Source organism: Sphingobacterium sp. GVS05A (assembly GCF_019969845.1).
Classification (GTDB): domain Bacteria; phylum Bacteroidota; class Bacteroidia; order Sphingobacteriales; family Sphingobacteriaceae; genus Sphingobacterium.
In genome coordinates this window covers 50,544-71,167 of sequence record NZ_JAHXYR010000004.1, presented here as the reverse complement: position 1 = coordinate 71,167, position 20,624 = coordinate 50,544, and the positions used below count along the sequence as shown (strand labels likewise).

At 37.5% G+C, this 20,624-nt stretch carries 18 protein-coding genes; 10 read left to right on the top strand and 8 right to left on the bottom strand.

What is annotated here, in order from left to right; genetic code table 11:
- Window positions 1-6: 6 nt before the first annotated feature.
- Complete coding sequence (locus tag LC454_RS10885) at window positions 7-741, top strand: MIP/aquaporin family protein (protein ID WP_223582273.1); 735 nt, start codon at window positions 7-9, stop codon at window positions 739-741.
- A gap of 33 nt (window positions 742-774) precedes the next feature.
- On the opposite strand, the gene LC454_RS10880 is transcribed toward LC454_RS10885, so the two are convergent.
- Window positions 775-1,734: a GNAT family N-acetyltransferase gene (locus LC454_RS10880; protein WP_223582271.1), complete on the bottom strand. Its 960-nt coding sequence runs from the start codon at window positions 1,732-1,734 to the stop codon at window positions 775-777.
- Between the two features lie 5 nt (window positions 1,735-1,739).
- Window positions 1,740-2,621, bottom strand: coding sequence for a 1-acyl-sn-glycerol-3-phosphate acyltransferase (locus LC454_RS10875; RefSeq protein WP_223582268.1), 882 nt, complete (start codon window positions 2,619-2,621; stop codon window positions 1,740-1,742).
- A gap of 198 nt (window positions 2,622-2,819) precedes the next feature.
- On the opposite strand from LC454_RS10875, the gene LC454_RS10870 reads away from it, so the two are divergent.
- From LC454_RS10870 to LC454_RS10830, 9 genes are all read left to right on the top strand, one after another.
- On the top strand, window positions 2,820-3,482 hold the full coding sequence (locus LC454_RS10870) for a CBS domain-containing protein (RefSeq protein ID WP_223582266.1): 663 nt from the start codon (window positions 2,820-2,822) through the stop codon (window positions 3,480-3,482).
- Window positions 3,483-3,532: 50 nt separating this feature from the next.
- Complete coding sequence (locus LC454_RS10865; protein ID WP_223582258.1) at window positions 3,533-4,417, top strand: NAD kinase; 885 nt, start codon at window positions 3,533-3,535, stop codon at window positions 4,415-4,417.
- Between the two features lie 235 nt (window positions 4,418-4,652).
- Window positions 4,653-5,390: an isoprenyl transferase gene (locus LC454_RS10860; protein WP_223582256.1), complete on the top strand. Its 738-nt coding sequence runs from the start codon at window positions 4,653-4,655 to the stop codon at window positions 5,388-5,390.
- Between the two features lie 115 nt (window positions 5,391-5,505).
- Complete coding sequence (gene bamA / locus LC454_RS10855; RefSeq protein ID WP_223582255.1) at window positions 5,506-8,070, top strand: outer membrane protein assembly factor BamA; 2,565 nt, start codon at window positions 5,506-5,508, stop codon at window positions 8,068-8,070.
- Between the two features lie 391 nt (window positions 8,071-8,461).
- On the top strand, window positions 8,462-8,995 hold the full coding sequence (locus tag LC454_RS10850; RefSeq protein WP_223582253.1) for an OmpH family outer membrane protein: 534 nt from the start codon (window positions 8,462-8,464) through the stop codon (window positions 8,993-8,995).
- 104 nt (window positions 8,996-9,099) lie between these two features.
- Window positions 9,100-9,666, top strand: a complete 567-nt coding sequence (locus LC454_RS10845; RefSeq protein ID WP_223582251.1) for an OmpH family outer membrane protein — start codon at window positions 9,100-9,102, stop codon at window positions 9,664-9,666.
- A 452-nt stretch (window positions 9,667-10,118) separates the two neighbouring features.
- Window positions 10,119-10,790, top strand: a complete 672-nt coding sequence (locus tag LC454_RS10840; protein ID WP_223582249.1) for a TetR/AcrR family transcriptional regulator — start codon at window positions 10,119-10,121, stop codon at window positions 10,788-10,790.
- A gap of 190 nt (window positions 10,791-10,980) precedes the next feature.
- Window positions 10,981-12,279, top strand: a complete 1,299-nt coding sequence (locus tag LC454_RS10835) for a (Fe-S)-binding protein (RefSeq protein ID WP_223582248.1) — start codon at window positions 10,981-10,983, stop codon at window positions 12,277-12,279.
- A gap of 7 nt (window positions 12,280-12,286) precedes the next feature.
- Window positions 12,287-13,081 carry a (Fe-S)-binding protein gene (locus LC454_RS10830; protein WP_223582246.1) on the top strand — a complete coding sequence of 265 codons (795 nt, stop codon included), beginning with the start codon at window positions 12,287-12,289 and terminating at the stop codon, window positions 13,079-13,081.
- Window positions 13,082-13,474: 393 nt separating this feature from the next.
- Here the strand turns inward: LC454_RS10830 and LC454_RS10825 are convergent, their stop codons facing one another.
- The 6 genes from LC454_RS10825 to LC454_RS10800 form a co-directional block, all read right to left on the bottom strand.
- On the bottom strand, window positions 13,475-14,176 hold the full coding sequence (locus LC454_RS10825; protein WP_223582244.1) for a class I SAM-dependent methyltransferase: 702 nt from the start codon (window positions 14,174-14,176) through the stop codon (window positions 13,475-13,477).
- Window positions 14,173-15,192 (bottom strand): ABC transporter substrate-binding protein, encoded by a 1,020-nt coding sequence (locus tag LC454_RS10820; protein ID WP_223582242.1) that lies wholly within the window; start codon window positions 15,190-15,192, stop codon window positions 14,173-14,175. Before LC454_RS10820 ends, LC454_RS10825 begins: the two co-directional genes overlap by 4 nt.
- 6 nt (window positions 15,193-15,198) lie before the next feature.
- Window positions 15,199-17,358, bottom strand: coding sequence for a TonB-dependent siderophore receptor (locus LC454_RS10815; RefSeq protein ID WP_223582240.1), 2,160 nt, complete (start codon window positions 17,356-17,358; stop codon window positions 15,199-15,201).
- Between the two features lie 134 nt (window positions 17,359-17,492).
- Window positions 17,493-18,083: a TIGR00730 family Rossman fold protein gene (locus LC454_RS10810; RefSeq protein WP_223582238.1), complete on the bottom strand. Its 591-nt coding sequence runs from the start codon at window positions 18,081-18,083 to the stop codon at window positions 17,493-17,495.
- A 25-nt stretch (window positions 18,084-18,108) separates the two neighbouring features.
- Window positions 18,109-19,506: an aldehyde dehydrogenase family protein gene (locus LC454_RS10805; protein ID WP_223582237.1), complete on the bottom strand. Its 1,398-nt coding sequence runs from the start codon at window positions 19,504-19,506 to the stop codon at window positions 18,109-18,111.
- A gap of 39 nt (window positions 19,507-19,545) precedes the next feature.
- The gene (locus LC454_RS10800) at window positions 19,546-20,622 is read right to left on the bottom strand and encodes an SO2930 family diheme c-type cytochrome (RefSeq protein ID WP_223582235.1); all 1,077 of its coding nucleotides are present in this window, start codon (window positions 20,620-20,622) and stop codon (window positions 19,546-19,548) included.
- Window positions 20,623-20,624 lie beyond the last annotated feature (2 nt).

Here is a 20,624-nt window from a genome sequence, read left to right as displayed (position 1 = left end):
ATACTTATGAACCATTATTTAGCTGAATTTATTGGAACCTCTCTCCTTCTACTCCTTGGGAATGGTGTTGTTGCAAATGTTATATTAAAAGGAACAAAAGGGGAAAATAGCGGTTGGATTGTCATTACAACCGCATGGGCCCTGGCCGTATATGTCGGCGTAGTCTTTGCAGGACCTTACACGGGCGCTCACCTTAATCCAGCGGTAACAATCGCGATGGCACTTAACAACGCGCTGCCCTGGACAGAGGTCCCCGGTTATATTCTCGCCCAAATTGCTGGTGGATTTTGCGGGGCATTATTAACGTATGTTATACACAAAGATCATTTTGATGCTACAGCCGATCCTACCACAAAATTAGGTGTTTTCGCTACCATCCCAAATATTCGAAACACGTCAACAAATCTAGCCAGTGAAATCATTGGAACTTTCGTCTTAATTTTTGTTATCTTCTTTATAACAGGTCAAGATGTTACGATCAATGGAAAGACTGAACCTATCGGGATGGGATCTCTAGGCGCTATACCGGTTGCTTTTTTAGTTTGGGCTATTGGCTTGTCACTGGGTGGCACAACGGGCTATGCGATTAATCCCGCTAGGGATCTTGGGCCACGATTATTTCATGCACTCTGGCCAATTAAAGGAAAGGGAAGTTCTGACTGGTCATACGCCTGGATCCCTATTATTGGACCGGTCATTGGCGCGATCTTAGCATTTGCAGTCTATACTTTAATAAAATAATAAAGGGATTCAATATTGAATCCCTTTATTATTTTATACTCGTTTTGGTTTTCGATGACCATATTCACGATCTCGCTCAAAAGTATTCATATGCCTTTCTTTTTTCACGGGATAAACATCTTCAATAACGATCAGAATACCTTTTTCCTCAACAGTGCCGAACTCATCATTTCGAGCTGTACCAAAAGACTTCATCGTTGGGGACAGGTTCATGTATGTATTTATTAATGGAGGAATATTTTCCCCCAATGCTCTTACATGACTATTTAATATTTTGTACCCCTCTTTATAATCTAATCCATCAAAAACACCAATAAACCGATCGTAGTCATTTTTGATTTCCAAATCAGGTAATGGAGTAACCAATTTATCCTGATCAGGAAAATAATAATCCATGAAGTAAAGCAACATATCTCGTGCATCCTTATTATAATGTGGATACATCGTCACTTTCCCAAAAAGGTACTTAATTTCAGGATTAAGCATCACCAAAGCGCCCAAACCATCCCATAAGTTGTCTAAGGAAAAGATACCCTTTCTATTGTCAATTGCAGGTTGGTATCTAGGTTGAACAAAAGACCGCCCGAGCTCAATGGTATACGGTAAATAATCTTTTGTAAACTGATCCGAGAACTGAAAATAATGGGCTGTAGATAAATTAGGAATACCATTTGTTTCTCCGGCTTCTGTACATTTAATCACACGATAACCTGCAACGACTTCCTCATCTTCAGGATTCCATGCAATCAATTGATCATAACAATCATCACATGTATCATTTTCATCAATATCAATTGAAAGCCCTGTACCTCCTCCTGCGCCACGGAATGTCAACTCTCGTAACCGGCCAATTTCGCGCATAGCATTGGGCGAGTTATGATAGTTGATTAAGTATATCTCGTTATTTCCATTGTTGGTATAGCGTAAGAAAACGTCCTTGTTCAATTCGGCTTTCAATAGTTCTCTATCAACTGGAGGTATAATTTCTTGCATAAATTCTATTTTTCTTGAGCTAATCCATAAACCCTTCTTTTCACTTCTTCAGCCCAAGTCTTTTCGTTTTTTGATTGATCAAACGCTGTATAAGGGATTCTCTTTCCTACTATAATGTTAACGGTGTGCCCGCGCTGGGCAAACATTTCATCGGGTAAATATAACATTTCAATGTTTACCTTAAGACCTATTTTTTGTCTAAGCCTTGCAAAATTATAAAAAAACTTAGAGTTTTTGCCGTCAATAAGTACCGGAATGATATCTTTTTTATATTTTTTCGCTTTGCTAATAAAACTTTTTTTCCATTCCAGGTCTTCAATACGCCCATCTTTTTGCTTTCTGGAGACCAAACCCGCCGGAAATACAAGCAAGGCGTCATCCGCCCCGTACGCTTCCTCAATTGCCGATATTGCCTGTTTCCCCTGACCACCTAGTTTATTTACACCTACAAATAAAGGTCTCAAATTACCTATATTTAATAAGATATCATTAACCAAAAATTTCACATCCCGACGATGCTTTCCTATCGCATGCATAAACGCAATACCATCTAAACCTCCCAAAGGATGATTGGATGCAAAAATTACAGGATCAGACTCAGGAATATTTTCTGCACCATATAAATTCACAGTCACACCCAAATCATTGATTAACGCATCAACAAAATCCAGGCCCTGCAAATCAGCAAAACGTGTCATAATATCATTGATCTCATCCTCATGAATGGTTCTTTTAAGATAGTTTAACAGGAAGGACGGAATCCACTTTGCTAATCCCGCATTTTTTTTGTGAATAACCTCGCGTATATCAATAAATTTTTTATTCTCACTCGTAACCATCAATCTTATTTTTCTGACTAAAAAACTAGTTGCCTCCCATCTAAGCATATCTCAAATAGCGGACAAAAATACTAACAGAATGCTAATAAAAGTACAATTTTAAACATTAAAATTGTACTTTTATTAGCAATAATGTGATTACTTACTTTTAATTTATCCACCAAACACAAAAAAGTCCCCACCCTCTTAAAGATTCTGATCTACAAAAATTTCCCTTTCACATCATTTTTTTTATTAAGTTTGGGTATGTTAATAGGACAATTTCTTTCAAACGCAGATTTCAGCATTCAAAAAGCTGATTCAATACAGCAGGCATTAGAAAAACTACAAGACATGCTTTGTAAAGAATTGGTTGTTTTAAATGGGGATGAATATATCGGATTCGTTAACGAGTCTATTTTATTGGATGCCGACAATGACGAAGCTCCGATCTCCTCCATTAAAATTAACACAGCACCGATACAGCTCAGATTTAATCAGCATCCCTACGATGCATTGGTAATGACAACCGTATATAATAGTTCCTTAGTCCCTATTTTGGATCAAGATAACAAATATATTGGTGTTTCTACACAATTGGATATTTTAAAGGCAATTTCGTTAATCCAATCTCAAAATGAATCTGGGGCTATTATTGTATTGTCAATTGGACTACATGACTTTTCATTATCTCAGATTGCACACCTGGTAGAGAGTGACAACTGTAGAATCCTTAATTGTGCGACAAAAATAAATCTCGAAAGTGAGTCGATTGAAGTCACTTTGAAGGTAGACAAATCCAATATCAACGCGCTACTTAATTCATTCTTAAGGCATAATTATATAATTATGGAGACACACAATACTGTTGCCGCATTTGATGATACAGCCGAACGTTATCAACAGCTTATGAATTACCTCAATATTTAATTAATTAAGATTAGTTTTTTTCTCATCTTTGCCCCATAAATTCAAAAAATATGAGAATTGCGATATATGGACGACAGTTTCAACCCTCCGTTATAGCACATGTGAAGCACTTATTTAAATATCTCGTTGGTAAAAACGTCGATATTTGGGTTTATGATCCTTTTTATAAGTTCTTAACAACGCAGTTTGAATGTGGTTTTAGTTTCCCTACTTATCATAAGTATGAGGAAATTAAAAACAATGTTGATGTCATGCTAAGTTTAGGCGGCGATGGAACAATGTTGTCAGCAGTATCGCTCATTAGAGACTCTGGTATTCCCATTGCAGGAATTAATTTTGGCCGTTTAGGCTTTTTGGCCTCTATTAATAAAAATGACTTCGAACATGCTATAGAGGATATATTAGACAATCGTTATGATATCCAAAAGCGTGTTCTTCTTTCCGTGGAGTCTGAACAGATCGATTTGTTCCAGGGTAATCATTATGCCCTTAACGATATTACAGTATTTCGTTATGACAGCTCTGCAATGATCACAGTCAATGCGCGGATTAATGGTGAACTACTCAATTCTTACTGGGCAGATGGACTGATTATCGCTACCCCTACTGGTTCCACAGCCTACTCATTGAGTTGTGGAGGACCGATCATTATGCCTGAAAGCGGGAATTTTGTCATTACACCGATTTCACCCCATAACCTTAACGTCAGACCGATCGTTATTTCAAATCAATTCACGCTTGAACTTGAAATTGAGAGCCGAAGCAATCAATACATACTCAGTTGTGACTCCAAAAATGAGTCTATCGATACCTCAGTTAAACTGACAATCAAACAAGCTCCATTTACGATCAATCTAATTCGTCTTCCACACGAAAGCTTTTTCAGCACATTAAGAGAAAAACTGCTTTGGGGCATCGATGTCAGAAACTACTAATCTTTATTATATTGTGCTTCTGAATTACCAATTAAAAATCGATATTTGGAAGAACTAAATACAGATAAGATACATATGGTATCTATATTAAGGTTTCAAAAATAATGATCAAACAGATTAACCTTGGGAGGTAAAAATTCGTTTGAAGGTAACATACAGAAAGCCAGTATCTGGTTTTAACACACAAATAAGCTGTAAAAGGCTAAAGGTGTTAATTTTATTGAAAATAGCAACAATGAGCTTTTTAGATCAAATTGATAACATTAAATTACCCCAACATATTGCCATTATCATGGACGGTAATGGTCGCTGGGCAAAGCAAAAAGGCAAACTTCGTGTATTTGGACACCAAAATGGCGTGAAAGCGGTAAGAGAGGCTCTAGAAGGATGTGTACAGGCCAACATTAAATTTCTTACCCTCTATGCATTTTCAGCTGAAAATTGGAATCGACCAAAATTAGAAGTAATCGCGCTGATGGAGCTTTTGGTCTCCTCTTTAAAAAAGGAAATCAAAACATTTCAAGAAAATGGTGTCAGATTGAACGCGATCGGAGATATCAGCAAGCTTCCATCGAATGCACAAAAAAAGCTTCAGGAAACAATTGACGCTACCAAAGACAATACACATTGTACCCTAACCTTAGCCCTAAGCTATAGTTCTCGTCAAGAAATTGTGGAAGCCACCCGAAATCTGGCTAGAAAAGTTAAAGCAGGAGAATTGAACATAGAAGAGATTAACGATGATATTTTCTCGGCCAATCTCTATACCCGAGACCTGCCAGATCCAGATTTATTGATCAGAACTAGTGGAGAACTTCGGATTAGTAATTTCCTTCTGTGGCAAATTGCTTATTCTGAACTATGCTTCCTAGACAAGATGTGGCCGGAGTTTACAAAAGAAGATTTATATAAATCAATTGTAGAATATCAGCAAAGAGAAAGAAGGTTTGGAAAAACAAGTGAACAGTTATAAATGATTTTATTAAATTTGTCAACTGATTTGAATAAAAAACAAGCTGGTTAAATTTTCTTAATTAACAAAAATTAACAACTGATTGGTGTACTTTAGCGCCAATAATTAAAGATAAATGAAGCGTATACTACCCGTAATACTATTTTTTGGTCTCTCATCAATGCAACTTGTCTATGGACAGCAAAATGGTGCGTTCAACTTAAATGACCCCGAAAAAATCAGTTATCTCAACCCTAAAAACTATGTAATTAGTGCTGTTGATGTAACTGGAACACAATTTTTGGATAAGAATGTATTAATTACCATATCTAAATTGTCTGTAGGTCAATATTTGGAAGTCCCAAGTGAAGCGACTGCGAAAGTAGTAAAAGACATGATGGCTCAAGGCCTCTTCGATGATGTCGAATTATGGGCAGAAAAAATTGAAGGCGAAAACATCTTTTTGACCATCCGTGTAGTAGAGCGTCCTCGTTTGACACGTATTGATATTAATGGACTAAGTAAAAGCCAAACAGAAGAAGTCCGTAAACGTTTAAATAGTAATACAGGTAAAATTGTCAATGAAAATTTGATGAATACCACTCGTGCAACAATTCAACGTTTTCTAAAAGAAAAAGCCTTTTTATATCCAGAAATTACACTAAAAACAGTTAAAGATTCGGCGCAAGCTAACAATGAGATCTTAATTGCTGATGTGGATAAAAAACATAAGGTAAGAGTCAAAGAAATGACCTTTACAGGCAATGAACATTTTTCTCAAAAAGAGCTGCGGAAAATGGCAAAGCCAATTAAGCAAAAAATGTGGTACCGCATATTTGGTCCAGGTAAATTCAAAGAAGAGAAATACAAAGAAGGTAAAGAAAACCTGATCAAAAAAATGGCTGCCAAGGGTTATCGCGATGCTGAGATCTTAAAAGATACGATCATCCGCGATGGTGAAAAAAATGTATTGGTAAAATTTGATATTTATGAGGGTCCTAAATATTATGTGGGTAATATTGTATGGACAGGAAATGCCAAATATTCGGACACGCTATTAAATAAAATTTTAGGAATCAAACGTGGTGATGTCTTCTCGGAAGAAAAGCTGAGCACTAAATTGTTAGGCGGAGGCAAAAATTCGGATGACATATCATCCATCTATATGAATGATGGTTATTTGACATTCTCAGTGGACCCTGAGCAAACACGCGTATATAACGATACCATCGATCTAAATTTACGTGTTTATGAAGGAGCACAGTATACAATCAACAACGTTATCGTAAAAGGTAATGATGTCACAAATGACCGGGTTGTATTACGTTCCATTTATACAAAACCAGGACAAAAATTCTCAAAAGAGCAAATTATGCGTAGTGTTCGTGAAATTGCACAGTTGGGAAATTTTGATGAACAAAAAACAAATCCAGTTCCGAGCAATTTAAATTATGCGGAAGGAACAGTAGATATCGTTTATAATGTAACGGAGAAACCATCCGATCAGGTAGAACTTTCAGGAGGTTATGGAGCCGGACAGATCATAGGTACACTAGGTTTGACTTTCAATAACTTCTCTACAAGTAACTTTTTTGATAAAAGCTCATGGAAACCGCTACCGCGTGGTGATGGCCAAAAATTAAGTGTACGTGGTCAAACATCAGGTAAACGTTATCAATCCTATAGCTTCTCCTTTTCGGAACCTTGGTTGGGCGGAAAAAAACCAATATACTTTGGTCTGAGTGCTTATACCTCTAGTTCATCGTATGGCGGATTCAACTACTATACAGGTGAGCAAATCGTAAAAGATTCGGAATTAAACCGTATTTGGATGACGGGTATTACCGCAACTTTAGGTAAACGCTTACAATGGCCAGACAACTGGTTCCAAGCAAATACCTCATTATCTTTCCAACGGTATAAACTTCAGAATTACGGTAACTATTTCTTATTTGATAATGGTACAGCATACAATATCAACTTAACACAAGAGTTTAGCCGTAACTCGATTGATGCACCAATTTACCCTACTTCGGGTTCGAATATCAAATTCTCTGTGCAATTAACGCCACCTTATTCACTATTCAATAACATTGATTATAAGAATGGTACACCTCAAGATCGTTATCGCTGGACTGAATACCACAAATGGAAATTCGATTCACAATGGTATGCAAAAATTGTAGGTAAATTAGTTTTCAAAGCTCAGGCACAGTTTGGTTTCTTAGGAAAATATTCTAGCAAAACAGAAATTTCTACTTTCGAACGATTCAAGGTTGGTGGTGACGGTATGCAAGGATTCGATTACCTTCAAGGTTCTGAAATCATCGCGATGCGTGGTTATGCAAATGGTGTAATTATCCCAGAGGGTACTCAAAATGTAAACGTAGCACGAAACTCAGGTAGCCCGATCTACACCAAGTATCAAATGGAGTTGCGTCACCCTGTTATGTTAAATGACCAAGCAACAGTATATGTACTGGCCTTTGCAGAAGCAGGTAATACCTGGAACAAATTCACAGAATACAACCCATTTAAGGTTCGTCGTTCGGCAGGTGTAGGTGCACGTATCTTCTTACCTATCTTCGGTATGTTGGGGATTGACTATGGTCACGCATTTGATCCTATTCCAGGTTTACCAAGCAGTACGTGGAAACAAAACTTCACATTCAGTATTATGCAAAATATGGGCGGATTTTAACCCAGGTTGATCCAATCACTAAGATATATCCTTATTGGGATGAAAAAGCTATCTGCAGTTTCTGCGATAGCTTTTTTTATATACGGCCCACAAAATTATTTATTTGATTTAACGCAGAATATATCATAAATCTTCCTATATTGAAGCAAGCTTGTTTTTAGCAACAAAGGTTAGCCATAAAGCCCCCTTTGGAAAAGTATAGAGAGAATCGGCCAACAAGTTAAATAGTGTTAAACCCGAGAAATATCTGTTAGATTGCATCTTTTTTGTTATTTTTGAGCGGTAAATTTATTTAAGGCGGCTTCTCAGATTAAACTTTTGGGCTTGTCCATTGTCATAAAGTAAATTAATGTTAAATAATAAATTATAGTCTATAAAACTTACAGGAAATATGAAAAAAATATTGTTAGTTATAGCTTTTGTAGTCGTGAGTGCTACAGCGACATTTGCTCAACAGCTTGCATATGTAGATTCAGAATATATCCTAAAACACATTCCCGAATATACCACTGCCCAAAAACAATTAGATGATCTTTCTAAACAATGGCAGGAGGAAGTAGATCAAAAATATGCTGAAATAGAAAAGTTATATCAGGCTTATCAAAAAGATCAAGTTTTATTAAACGAGGATATGCGTCGTCGTCGCGAGGATGAGATCGTTACCAGAGAAAAAGAGGTAAAAGATTATCAAAAACAAAAATTCGGATTTGAAGGTGAGCTTTTCAAAAGACGGGTTCAATTGGTTAAACCTATTCAAGACCGCGTTGCAAAAGCAATACAGGATGTTGCCTCAGCACAGAATTTTGACTTCATCATGGACAAAGGCAAAGAATCTGCTTTCCTTTATGCGAATTCAAAATTGAACAAAAGTAATGATGTCATTACAAAATTAGGTTATAAACCTAATCCTAGTCTTGCAAACTAAGCAGGAGTTTATTATCATTGTGGACACAAGTAATAAAAGTAGTAATTAATTAGAAAACTAAAAAGATTGCCATAGAGATGGCGTATTAGATTAAAATGAAAAGCATGAAAAACTTATTAAAAGGTGCGGTTGCTATAGTGGCAGTATTTTTCTCAACTCAATTTGCGAATGCGCAGCAAAAAATTGGTCACATCAATTTTGCTGAAATCATTTCAGCCACTTCAGATTATAAAACAGCTGAAGGTCAATTGAAAACATTGAGTGAGACTAAAACAAAGGAAATTCAAGGGATGGTGACGATGTTACAGGCCAAACAGAAAGAAGGAACTGATAAATTACGTACTAGAAGTGAAGCAAACAAAGAAACGCTAGATCCTGAACTTAACAAGTTGGGTCAAGAAATCCAAGATATGCAAACGCGTATTCAAACATCGCAACAAACTGCTCAAGAAGAATTGCAAAAAAAAGAAGATGAGTTGATCACTCCTATTCAAAGAAAAGTAGCTGATGCTGTAAGCGCAGTATCTAAAGAAAAAGGTATGGCTTATGTATTTGATATTTCAAGCACAAATATTCCTTATTTCCAAGGTGGCGAAGATTTGACTGCAGCTGTTAAATCAAAACTAGGTATCTCAGCAACAGCAGCTCCTGCTGTACCAGCGAAAAAATAACAACATATTATACACAATAAAAAAAGGGATTATTCACATGAATAATCCCTTTTTTTATTGCCCCTCGCACTATTCATGCATTAAGATAATCCGCTAGAAAACTCTCAAAATGATTATTTGAGGATCGAATAAAATGGATTTATCAGTAGGAATAAAAATCTATAATACGATTTCTTGCTTTTACCAGCTAAAATTTAGATATTGTAAAAAAAATATACATCTACCCTAATGAAAACATCATGAGCTCAAATTTGTTTATTAAGGAACGAATAGGATAACTCATGAAAGCTTCGTTGCTAAAATGGTTTTATTCGTATGAAATCATCATGAGCTTAAACTTAGCTCAAAGACTTACACGATTGAGTCTATGATAGTTTCATTCTAGTAACACCGCCAAAGGCACTATAAATGCTTTTGAAAACAAACTGGTAATGAATAAACAAATTATTCTAATGAAAAAGAAAGTAACTGAGGATCATCCAAAGAAAGAAAGAAAAGTAACATCCGGTCCCATCCGAGACAAAGAACGTACCAAGGCGCGGATGATCGCAGCGGTGGGAAAAGTCATCCAAAAGAAAGGCTACTATGCGTTGAACGGCCCGAATATTGCACTGGAGTGCGGCTTAAATAAAGCACTCATCTGGAATTATTTTGGAGGTCTTGATCAACTAGTAGAAGCTTACTTAACACAAAAGGATTTTTGGCAAATCGGTGATAAAGGAGTTTTAGAGCAAATGATATCAAATCCAAATGATATTGATGTAGCTTTGGTAAACGAATTACTTAAATCCCAGTTGAATACATTCTTAAAAGATAAAACTAAACAGAAAATCATCCATTGGGGACTGGGTGAGAAAACAAAAGCATTAAAAAATATAGCGGATAGACGCGAAGTTCTTGGTGAAGAACTGTTTAAACACTTTGATCCAAAATTTGAGAATTCCGAAACTGACATAAGAGCGACACTTGCTTTACTGGTCAGTGGAATTTACTACTTAACACTACAGGCTAAATCAACAGGTAGTACTTTCTGTGGTATCGATATCAATACAGAAGAAGGAAAAACCCGTATTGAAAAAACTGTTGAAAAAATTCTTAAGCAAGCATTTGCTGATATAGATTAATTATCCAAATAATATTTGCCTCCAAGAAATTACTTTGATTTCTTGGAGGCTTCTTTCTTAATCCCTCCACTTTCCTATTCATTATTTTTTAGAAAATTAGCTGATCAATCCTATTCTTTGATTTATTTTTATTATGTTAGCATAACAAAAATATTATAGTATATTTGTTATGTAACCATTATTCGAGCATATGATAGGTCAACTAATATTTGCAGTTTGTTTGTTAGGCGCATTATTTTTCTTTGGTAAAAATGCACGCCAAATCTATAGTAATATCAAGTTAGGCAGAGATTTGGATCGTTCCGACAGGGCTTCAGAACGTTGGAAAACAATGTTTTTGGTTGCCTTAGGCCAAAAAAAGATGTTTAAGCGGATTATTCCTGCTATCCTGCACTTATTTGTCTATTTGGGTTTCGTTATTATCAATATCGAAATGTTGGAAATCATTATCGACGGTTTATTCGGAACTCATCGGGTATTTTCTTTTTTAGGGGGCTTCTATAACTTTTTGATTGGTTCATTTGAATGGCTAGCACTTGGTGTACTACTGGCCTGTGTGATCTTCCTTATTCGAAGAAATGTCGTCAAAGTAAATCGTCTGAATAGTAAAGAACTTAACAACTGGCCTAAAACGGACGCTAATATTATTTTGATTACAGAGATTCTGCTTATGTCGGCTTTCCTTCTAATGAATGCCACAGATCTCAAATTACAGCTTTATGGATTTGAACATTTTAATGCTGTTGGCTCCTTTCCTATAAGTCATTATTTATTACCTTATCTTCCGACTTCCACTACTACGCTGTATATGATCGAAAGATTTTGTTGGTGGTTCCATATATTAGGCGTATTAGCTTTTTTAAACTATCTGCCCTATTCAAAACACCTGCATATCGTTCTCGCTTTTCCCAATACATATTTTTCAAACTTGGATGCCAAGGGGAAATTATCCAATATGACAGCTGTAACCAATGAAGTAAAAGCGATGCTTGATCCGAGCTTCACTCCGCCTTCTTCAGATGCCACAGCCCGCTTTGGAGCCAAAGATGTTCAGGATCTAACATGGAAAAGCCTACTGGATGCCTATACTTGTACCGAATGTGGTCGCTGCACCTCTTCTTGTCCTGCTAATATCACGGGAAAACTTCTATCCCCACGAAAAATAATGATGGATACAAGGGATAGATTAGCTGAAGTGGGCAATAATATTAAGGCAAATGGTAGCTTTGTTGAGGACGGAAAATCTCTTATAGATACTTATATCAGCCGGGAAGAATTGTGGGCATGTACGAGCTGTAATGCCTGTGTCGAGCAATGTCCTGTCAATATTAATCCATTGGATATTATCATAGAGCTTCGCCGCTTTGCAGTTATGGAAGAATCTCAGGCCCCTACAAGTATCAATAATATGTTTGGAAACATTGAGAATAATGGCGCTCCATGGAAATATACGCAAATGGACCGTGCAAATTGGACTCAACAACAATAGTTTAAGGATGGAAAATGAATTAAAAGTTCCAACAGTCGCAGAACTGTTAGCTAAGGGAGAAACTCCCGATATATTATTTTGGGTGGGTTGTGCTGGTAGTTTTGATGAGCGCGCTCAGAAGATAACACGTGATATTTGTCGGATTCTCCAGCATGTTGGGCTTAACTATGCGATTCTTGGAACTGAAGAAAGCTGCACTGGTGATCCCGCAAAAAGAAGTGGAAATGAATTTTTATTTCAGATGCAGGCCATGATGAATATCGAAGTATTGAATGGCTATGAAATTAAAAAAATTGTAACCGCCTGTCCGCACTGTTTTAATACGCTTAAAAATGAATACCCAGCTCTGGGAGGTAACTACGAAGTCATCCATCATACCCAATTGATCCAGGATCTCATCGACAATGGTAAATTAAAACCAGCTGACAATAACATATTTAAAGGTAAAAAAATAACCTATCATGACCCTTGCTATCTGGGGCGGGCAAATGAAGTATATGAAGCACCTCGAAAAGTGCTTGAAAGTCTAGATGCGCAACTTGTTGAATTGAAACGTTGCAAAAGCAATGGACTATGCTGTGGTGCTGGTGGTGGCCAAATGTTTAAGGAACCCGAACAAGGCAAAAAAGATATTAATATTGAACGTATTGAAGAGGTCATTGCGGTACAGCCTAATGTTGTTGCAGCTGCATGTCCTTTCTGTATGACGATGTTAAAGGATGGTGTCAAAATAAAGGAGAAAGAGTCCGAAATCGAAGTGCTCGACATTGCTGAAATAACAGCCCGCGCAAATAAACTTTAAAAGTTTCGGCTCAGAAATTACGAAATAAAATAAGAAAGGCTCGATCTTCGGATCGAGCCTCTTTTTTGCTAAAAGGGATAACAAGTACCCTTTCAACGCCGGGGAAAACTAACCGCAATAGGTACCCTACCGGTTAAAATAAGGATACCTATGATACGGTTAGCAATGGGGAATATATGTTATCCCCCGCGGTCAAGTCAAACCAACGAATTAACCATTTCAAAAATAAAGCTCTTCTTTCAAGTACTTATTGATAATTTCCTAGAAAGTATTGATCAAACCCAAACTATTGAAAAAAAACAAGGACTTTAAGCATAATGAGGCTGTAATTCTAAAATTTTGCAGCCTCATAGACAGTTTCAAAAAATAAGATAAACAGGATAGAATGGAAGGCTAGCATATTGGTTTAACGCCACTCAGCATAAATAATCCATCTTCTGCCTTTGGTTTCAAATAGATTTTATTGTGAACTTCATTATCGGTTTTTAAATCAATGAAGCCGACCTTATCCAATAGATATAAATCTCTTTCAGGTCGGCTATGTTTACTTATATCCAAATTAGATTTGATGGCATTTGCCTCCTCCATAATTTCTTTAGGATATCTTTCATGTCCCTCTTGGCTGAAAACTGTCGCTCCGAAATCGCCATCAAAATTTATAAATATTCCTCCGGGCTTCAGCACTCGAAATATTTCACCATAACATTTAAATAAATCTGGAATCGTCCAGGTCATAAGACGTGTAAAAACAAGATCAAATTTATTATTATCAAATGCCAAATTTTGAGCATCCATTACATGATAATCCACTGTTAGATTTAATGCATCAGAAATCTGTTTTGCTTCATTTATCATGTTTGGTGAGAGATCAATAGCGGTCACCGCAAAGCCTGCCTTGGTCATAATATTACCAAAGTATCCTGAAGCAGTCCCTATCTCCAAAATATTCTTTCCTCCCAACTTTGGGTCAAGCAATATTTCTTCGAAGAAATGCAACCAATTTGCTGTTTCTGGTTGGGACCAGGCCTCCTCTTTCTCTTCACGCCAAATCTTACTCTGTTTGTCCCAATACGATGTAATCCTGTTAATTATCATAATAAATCTATAATTTTATCAGCTTTTTGCTTTCCATAAAGATGGGTAATAATTTCTTCAACCTGCCCCTTCTGATCTAATTGCTTATCATCAAACGCCCAATGATGTATTGCCGTTGCTGTACAAAGCGCTTTCAACGTATGTGGGTTGTAGGCAAACATTGGCAACAGATTAAAGATCTGCTTCTCCTTTATCGCAGGAATATCCGCAAACTCTTTTCGTTTATAAAATAATTGTGGACTATCGTTCCACATGACAATCATATCTGGGTTCCAACTGATCAATGTTTCCGCGTTAATATTCGGTTGATCCAACTCAAAAGGGCACACATTTTCAACACCAGCCATTTCTAGACAAGCGTGCATCATACTATTCGTACCGGTTGTCGAAAAAACACGTCCATAAGCCCAGGTAAAATATACCCGCCGTTTCTTTGAAATGGTATCAGAACGTTTTTTGATCAGCTCCTCTTTCTGCTTTACATAGGAAATCAATTCCATACCTCTTTCAGTACTAGCAGTAAGTGTCGCAATATCCTCCACTGTTTTAAACACCTCAGCTTTCAATTCGGCTTTCGTTGCGTACACCTTCATTCCAGCATTTCTTAAGCCCTCTATTAAATCCGCCTGACCAGCATGTACAATTACCAAATCTGGACTGAGTCCAACAATCTGTTCAACACTTCCCTGATTATTTGTCCCTAATACAGGTAATTTCCGTTCCATGATTCGTGCGTCCATTTTCGAAAAGAAGGGAAATAGTTCATTACTGGAATAAACATCATTAAATAGCCCAACAATTCTATGCTCAGCCTGCAACATATATAGTGCGTCCAATCCAGGCTCATATAAGCATACGATACGTTCCGCTGGTTTCTCTAGCGCAATAAGATGCCCTTGCGCATCGGTGACCTCTACAGCCGCTCCATTCGCTTTTTCTTTTTGATTTTCGCCACTACAGCCTATCCAAATAGGAAATAGGATCACTATAAGCTTTTTTATAAAATTTATTTTCATCGTTTTTTACAGATTTATTCCCAATGAGAGCCTTGCATGTATAGGTACCATTTGTATCCAATAGTACATATTTCCGCTACCATTACGCCAAGCTGTAGAATACATTTTTTCGTTCAAGAGATTATTGACGATTAGATTAATACGGTACTTATCGTTGCTCCATCCTGCTCCGGCATCCAATCGAAAGATATCTTTGAGAGCGACAGGATTTGTTGATGTAAAACGCTCAGCTCGACCAACGAGCAACTGGTATCCCAAGGATACTGTCAAACCTTTTATACGTTCGATAGGCAATAGATAATTCAACCAGGTATTGTGAATATGTTTTATCCGATTGGGTGTGGCCATCCCAATATTTTCGGGTTTCATTTCGTCGGCAGAGATTTTAGAATCCGTGTAAGCATAGTTGATCACCGCATTCAGGCCTTTTGCCAGTCTTCCCTTAAGGTCAAACTCAACTCCCCTGGATTTACTTTCTCCGGTCTGATAGATCAGATTGGATACTGGGTCAGGTGTGATCAGACGATTTCTTTCAATATGATAGACTGAAACGCTTGTATTCCATTTTCCTTCCATCCAGTCACGTTTAATCCCTAATTCATAGTTTACTCCTTCTAAAGGTTTTAACGCTGTACCATCCACGGAAATCCCTGCTTGTGGCAAATAACTCTGATCATGTAAGAAATAGAGCGAAGTATTTTGATCCAATGCATAATTGATTCCCAACCGTGGAGTTAAAACAACATCTTCGGAATTACTCTTTGCTCCATAATCATTTGTTTTGCCATTTGATGCAGTGACACGTAAACCAAGGGAAATCCGCAGTTTTTCATCTAGAAAAAGTAATTCATCCATCGCATAAGCCGAAACATAGGAAAGTCGTCGGTGAATTTTATTTCCCTCGGAAGTAAAATCATTCTCAGAAGCAAAATCGCCGCCTATACCTGTATTAAGTATTGTTTCCGAGTACTGTGGATTCGTAATGGACAGCGGATAGACGGTTGTCGCGGTGCCCCATGTATCCCAACTTCGGGATGATTTATTATTGATATCAATTCCAATGATGATACGGTGGCCGACATTTCCAGTTTTAAAATATCCATTCAGGTAAGCCTGCGTAGAAAAGATACCGTACTTATTCGAATCGTAAACTAGATTTCTATCCAAAATATCCTTATTCTCGGCATTCGCACCATTCACCCAAAACAATGTACCATTATAGCCACTACGGATATACGCCAATTTTGTTGTCAATTGCCAATCACTCTTAAATCTATGTTGAAATGTCAGAAATGCATTATGATCATTACCGACAAAAGGTCGTATACTAGGGTCAGTAATGGTAAAATCTTTCGGGAGTGTACCATAACCGTAAGGGGACATCTGTGCTTCACTGAGGAGAAGATAGTTCAATTGTTGATAGATGTATTCGGCCGTTATCGAAGTGCGCTCACTAAATTGATATTTTAATGAGGGCGCAAACAGCAGTCTATTATTTCGATCATGTTTAAGAAATCCATTACCACGCATGCCCATGACATTTAAACGGTATTGGACTTTATTGCTCTTATCCAGTTGCCCATCCAAATCTACAGCGGCACGCAACAAACCAAAACTTCCTGTTAACAAATCGAAACTCCTTTTGGTTTCTCCAGTTGGCTTTTTTGTAATGATATTATAGGAACCGGATGGGTCACTAATGGCATTCATAAAACCACTGGGCCCCTTTACAAATTCCACACGCTCAATAATCGCCAAATCATCTGCTATCGGCCCCTTACCTAATGGACGCATATCCACGCCATTGCGTTGTGCACTGATATAGCCGCCACGCGAATATATATCGGGGGATATACCATTGTGTAATTCCTCTCTAAAAGTGCCACTTACATTGCGGGTAGCACTCTCATTTATGTTCAATACTGCCTGATCCTGAAAAATCTCGCTATTAATGACCTGAATATGCTGTGGTGCTTTCAATAAAGATGTTTCTAAGCGCAATGCTTCAGACAATTGCTTGGGATTATACCGCTTGTAATACTTAGAGGTGATTTCTATTTCATCAATTTTCAACAACTTTAAGGTGTCAGATGAAACTGTCTGTGCATTAAGACAAAAAGGAGCAGCAATTAATAAAGGTGTAACAAGGCCTTTGAATTGTAACATAATTAGATAAAGAATTTTTGTTACAAAAATCCAAAAACAACATTAAAACTCAATAAGAACAATCTTAATAAACCATAAGAGCAATATTAAGATTGTCTTAGAAATTAAATAGCCACTAAATTAATAAGGTCTTCTCAGATCTCATTTTTGTTAATCCATTTTGTTACTTCTGGTGCCACATGGTTGTCCATCTTATCTAATAGCTCTTCAATTGAATCGCTTATCAACAGCATTTCTCTATTCTCCTGTTTTAAAAGTCCCTCAACAACCATATGATCCATAAATTTGATCAAATGATCATAAAAGCCATTAATATTTAATATTCCCACCGGTTTACGATGTAGACCGAGTTGTCCCCAGGTAGTCATTTCAAAAAGTTCCTCAAGGGTTCCGAATCCTCCAGGCAAAGCTATTATTCCTTCAGCATGATCATTCATGATTCGTTTACGATCATGCATACTATCCACTGTAATTAATTTTGTTACTCCACGATGTTCTCTTTCTTTTGAATTTAGGAAGTGGGGAATTACGCCAACGACCTCACCGCCTTTTTCTAAAACGGCATTTGCAACCACGCCCATTAATCCTGCGCGGCCACCTCCGTACACCAGCTGAACGTTTCGTTGTGCAAACGTATAACCTACATATTTTGCCTGATCTTCATATATGCTGGAGTTGCCTAAACTGGAAGCACAAAACACAACAATACTTTTGATTTTATTCATATACAAGTATAAAAAATTAAGCTGCCTAAATCCATTTTTTCAGCAATTTAAATATTATTTTTTTTTCTGTATATGGTGGATAAATCAATGTAGAAAGTGCGTATCTGGATTGACGCATCACAGCGCGTTCATGTGAAAATGCCTTGAAGCCAAAAAAGCCGTGGCAACTTCCCTGACCACTACCGTTAACGCCACCAAATGGCAAGTAAGGATTGGAAACATGGATAAGTACATCATTGATACAAACACCACCTGATACTACTTGCTGTACGACCTGTTGGATACTATGCTTGTTTTCGCTAAATACATACAATGCAAGTGGCTTTTCACCTCGATTTACAATAACAATCGCTTCCTCCAATTTCCCATAGGTTATTACTGGAAGGATAGGTCCAAAGATTTCCTCTCCCATGATCGCATTATCCAATGAAACATCTAATAACAATGTCGGACTCAAGGTTAAGTCCTCAGACAGTACACCTCCTTCAACTAATCGGGCTCCTCCTTGGACCGAGTTCCTGATCAAAGCAACGAGACGATCAGCATGCCTCTGGTTGATAATTTTCGCGTAGACAGTAGGATTTATTTTACCGTCTATTGTAAAAAACATCTTTTTTACAGCATTTAAATAATGTCTTACAAATTCGTCACGTCGCTTCTCCGGAATAAGAACATAATCTGGCGCAATACAAGTCTGACCAGCATTGATCAATTTTCCCCAGGCCACTTTATTTGCAGCCTTTTCGAGATGAGCTGTTTCATCCAATATGACCGGTGATTTCCCTCCGAGCTCCAAGGTAACTGAACTCAAATGATCGGAGGCTGATTTCATAATCTGTTTACCCACGATAGAACTTCCAGTAAAGAAAATATGATCAAAAGGAAGTTTCAAAAGAGTTTCCGCTGTAGATTTTTCACCCGTTATGCAAACAACTTCTTTCACATCAAATGATTCGGATATCATCTTCTGAATCACTGCTGCTGTGTATGAACTATGTTCAGAGGGTTTCAGTACGATGCAATTGCCAGCAGCAATCGCAGACACCAAGGGGCTCATCGTAAGCTGAAAGGGGTAATTCCAGGGCGATATAATCAGAACCACTCCTTTGGGTTGATAGACGATCGAGCTTTTTGCCAGCAGGTTTGTCACCGATCTCCCTACGCGTTTGGGTCGCATCCATTTTTGCAAATGGCGAATAGCAAAATCGATTTCACCATAGATAAATAGTACCTCACTTATTGCGGCCTCATGTCTTGATTTACGCAAATCTTTCGCTAATGCATCATAAATTAAATCTTCGTTACTTTCAATCGCACAACGCAATTTACGCAGCTTTTTTATCCGTTGCCGGGCATCACTCTGTCGTAGTTCGATTTGAAAGAGTTGCTGTTGCTGAAATATTGAATCTATTTGCTCAATCATGCTGTTCTAATTAATATAAATTGAAAGGTGATGATATTTTTATTTTTTCTTGGGCATATTATCTATCCATTGGCGGATCAAATCCACACCTTCCTTATGGATAATACTTCGGGCCAATTCGGGCATTGCCGTCCCCGGTTCGGTACTATTCATCCGATAAAGCAAGATCGAATGCTTTGAATCTCCGGGTATTATATCAAAGTTTAAACCACCAGCCCCACCTCCGGCAGATACAGGTGCTTTATCCACACCGAGATGCGCAGATGTGTTCTCCTCATAATTGAGAAATAACCCTGTATTAAATGCGTCACCACCTTTCGTATGACAATGTGCGCAATTGACGTCCAAATAAGCTCTGGCACGTTCTTCAATACTGTATTTTTCTGTATCAGTCCATACGGGCAGTTGTGAAATATTCTTTAAGTCGGGCATATTTTTCAACAATCCCAGCGAACTCCAACGGGTCAATTGGTTGACAGAATCGCCCGCACGCACAAAATTCAGATTGCGCGCTTTAGGACCTATTGGCATTAGTTTCGATGCATTATTATGACAACGTTTACAATCATTGGTATTCGGCACCATATAATTTGTTGTATGTTTATTGCCGGAGTTATCGACCAAAGTAATCGCTAGTTTCGATCCTCTAATATGTTTAACCGCATCTGTTTGCTCCGTATTCCAAAGGTAATTCATGACTTTCCAGTTATGATCTATTGGATCTTTAACCAACAAGCGGGTTTCAATGACGACCTTTTGGCCCTGAACATTGATATAGGAGAAATTTTTAACAATTATGGTTGAATCAGGAAAATCCAAAGGTCCCTGTGCAGTATATTCAATTGATTTTCCCTGTGGAAGAACAATAAAACGATCTTTAACCGTATAGTCAGAAAACAGAGGCGTACTTAGCTCGTACGGAAGCACCCCCTCTTGCGGCATTAGACTACTTAGCTTTCCCTTGAAAAACCCATAATCAGATAGTTTTTCTTTAAATACGAAAGATGTATTGGTTTGTTCTGATTTATTTTTTCCCTGTCGGCAGCTTTGTTGCAAAGTCAAAGAGAATACAGTCAAAACGATGATAACACCAATGGTCAATTTTATATTTCTCACAG

What these genes read in the sequence shown, in the direction of transcription:
- LC454_RS10885 (WP_223582273.1), top strand. Translation starts at nt 7, where the DNA reads ATGAACCATTATTTAGCTGAATTTATTGGAACCTCTCTCCTTCTACTC.
- LC454_RS10880 (WP_223582271.1), bottom strand. Translation starts at nt 1,734, where the DNA reads ATGCAAGAAATTATACCTCCAGTTGATAGAGAACTATTGAAAGCCGAA.
- LC454_RS10875 (WP_223582268.1), bottom strand. Translation starts at nt 2,621, where the DNA reads ATGCTTAGATGGGAGGCAACTAGTTTTTTAGTCAGAAAAATAAGATTG.
- LC454_RS10870 (WP_223582266.1), top strand. Translation starts at nt 2,820, where the DNA reads ATGTTAATAGGACAATTTCTTTCAAACGCAGATTTCAGCATTCAAAAA.
- LC454_RS10865 (WP_223582258.1), top strand. Translation starts at nt 3,533, where the DNA reads ATGAGAATTGCGATATATGGACGACAGTTTCAACCCTCCGTTATAGCA.
- LC454_RS10860 (WP_223582256.1), top strand. Translation starts at nt 4,653, where the DNA reads ATGAGCTTTTTAGATCAAATTGATAACATTAAATTACCCCAACATATT.
- bamA (WP_223582255.1), top strand. Translation starts at nt 5,506, where the DNA reads ATGAAGCGTATACTACCCGTAATACTATTTTTTGGTCTCTCATCAATG.
- LC454_RS10850 (WP_223582253.1), top strand. Translation starts at nt 8,462, where the DNA reads ATGAAAAAAATATTGTTAGTTATAGCTTTTGTAGTCGTGAGTGCTACA.
- LC454_RS10845 (WP_223582251.1), top strand. Translation starts at nt 9,100, where the DNA reads ATGAAAAACTTATTAAAAGGTGCGGTTGCTATAGTGGCAGTATTTTTC.
- LC454_RS10840 (WP_223582249.1), top strand. Translation starts at nt 10,119, where the DNA reads ATGAAAAAGAAAGTAACTGAGGATCATCCAAAGAAAGAAAGAAAAGTA.
- LC454_RS10835 (WP_223582248.1), top strand. Translation starts at nt 10,981, where the DNA reads ATGATAGGTCAACTAATATTTGCAGTTTGTTTGTTAGGCGCATTATTT.
- LC454_RS10830 (WP_223582246.1), top strand. Translation starts at nt 12,287, where the DNA reads ATGGAAAATGAATTAAAAGTTCCAACAGTCGCAGAACTGTTAGCTAAG.
- LC454_RS10825 (WP_223582244.1), bottom strand. Translation starts at nt 14,176, where the DNA reads ATGATAATTAACAGGATTACATCGTATTGGGACAAACAGAGTAAGATT.
- LC454_RS10820 (WP_223582242.1), bottom strand. Translation starts at nt 15,192, where the DNA reads ATGAAAATAAATTTTATAAAAAAGCTTATAGTGATCCTATTTCCTATT.
- LC454_RS10815 (WP_223582240.1), bottom strand. Translation starts at nt 17,358, where the DNA reads ATGTTACAATTCAAAGGCCTTGTTACACCTTTATTAATTGCTGCTCCT.
- LC454_RS10810 (WP_223582238.1), bottom strand. Translation starts at nt 18,083, where the DNA reads ATGAATAAAATCAAAAGTATTGTTGTGTTTTGTGCTTCCAGTTTAGGC.
- LC454_RS10805 (WP_223582237.1), bottom strand. Translation starts at nt 19,506, where the DNA reads ATGATTGAGCAAATAGATTCAATATTTCAGCAACAGCAACTCTTTCAA.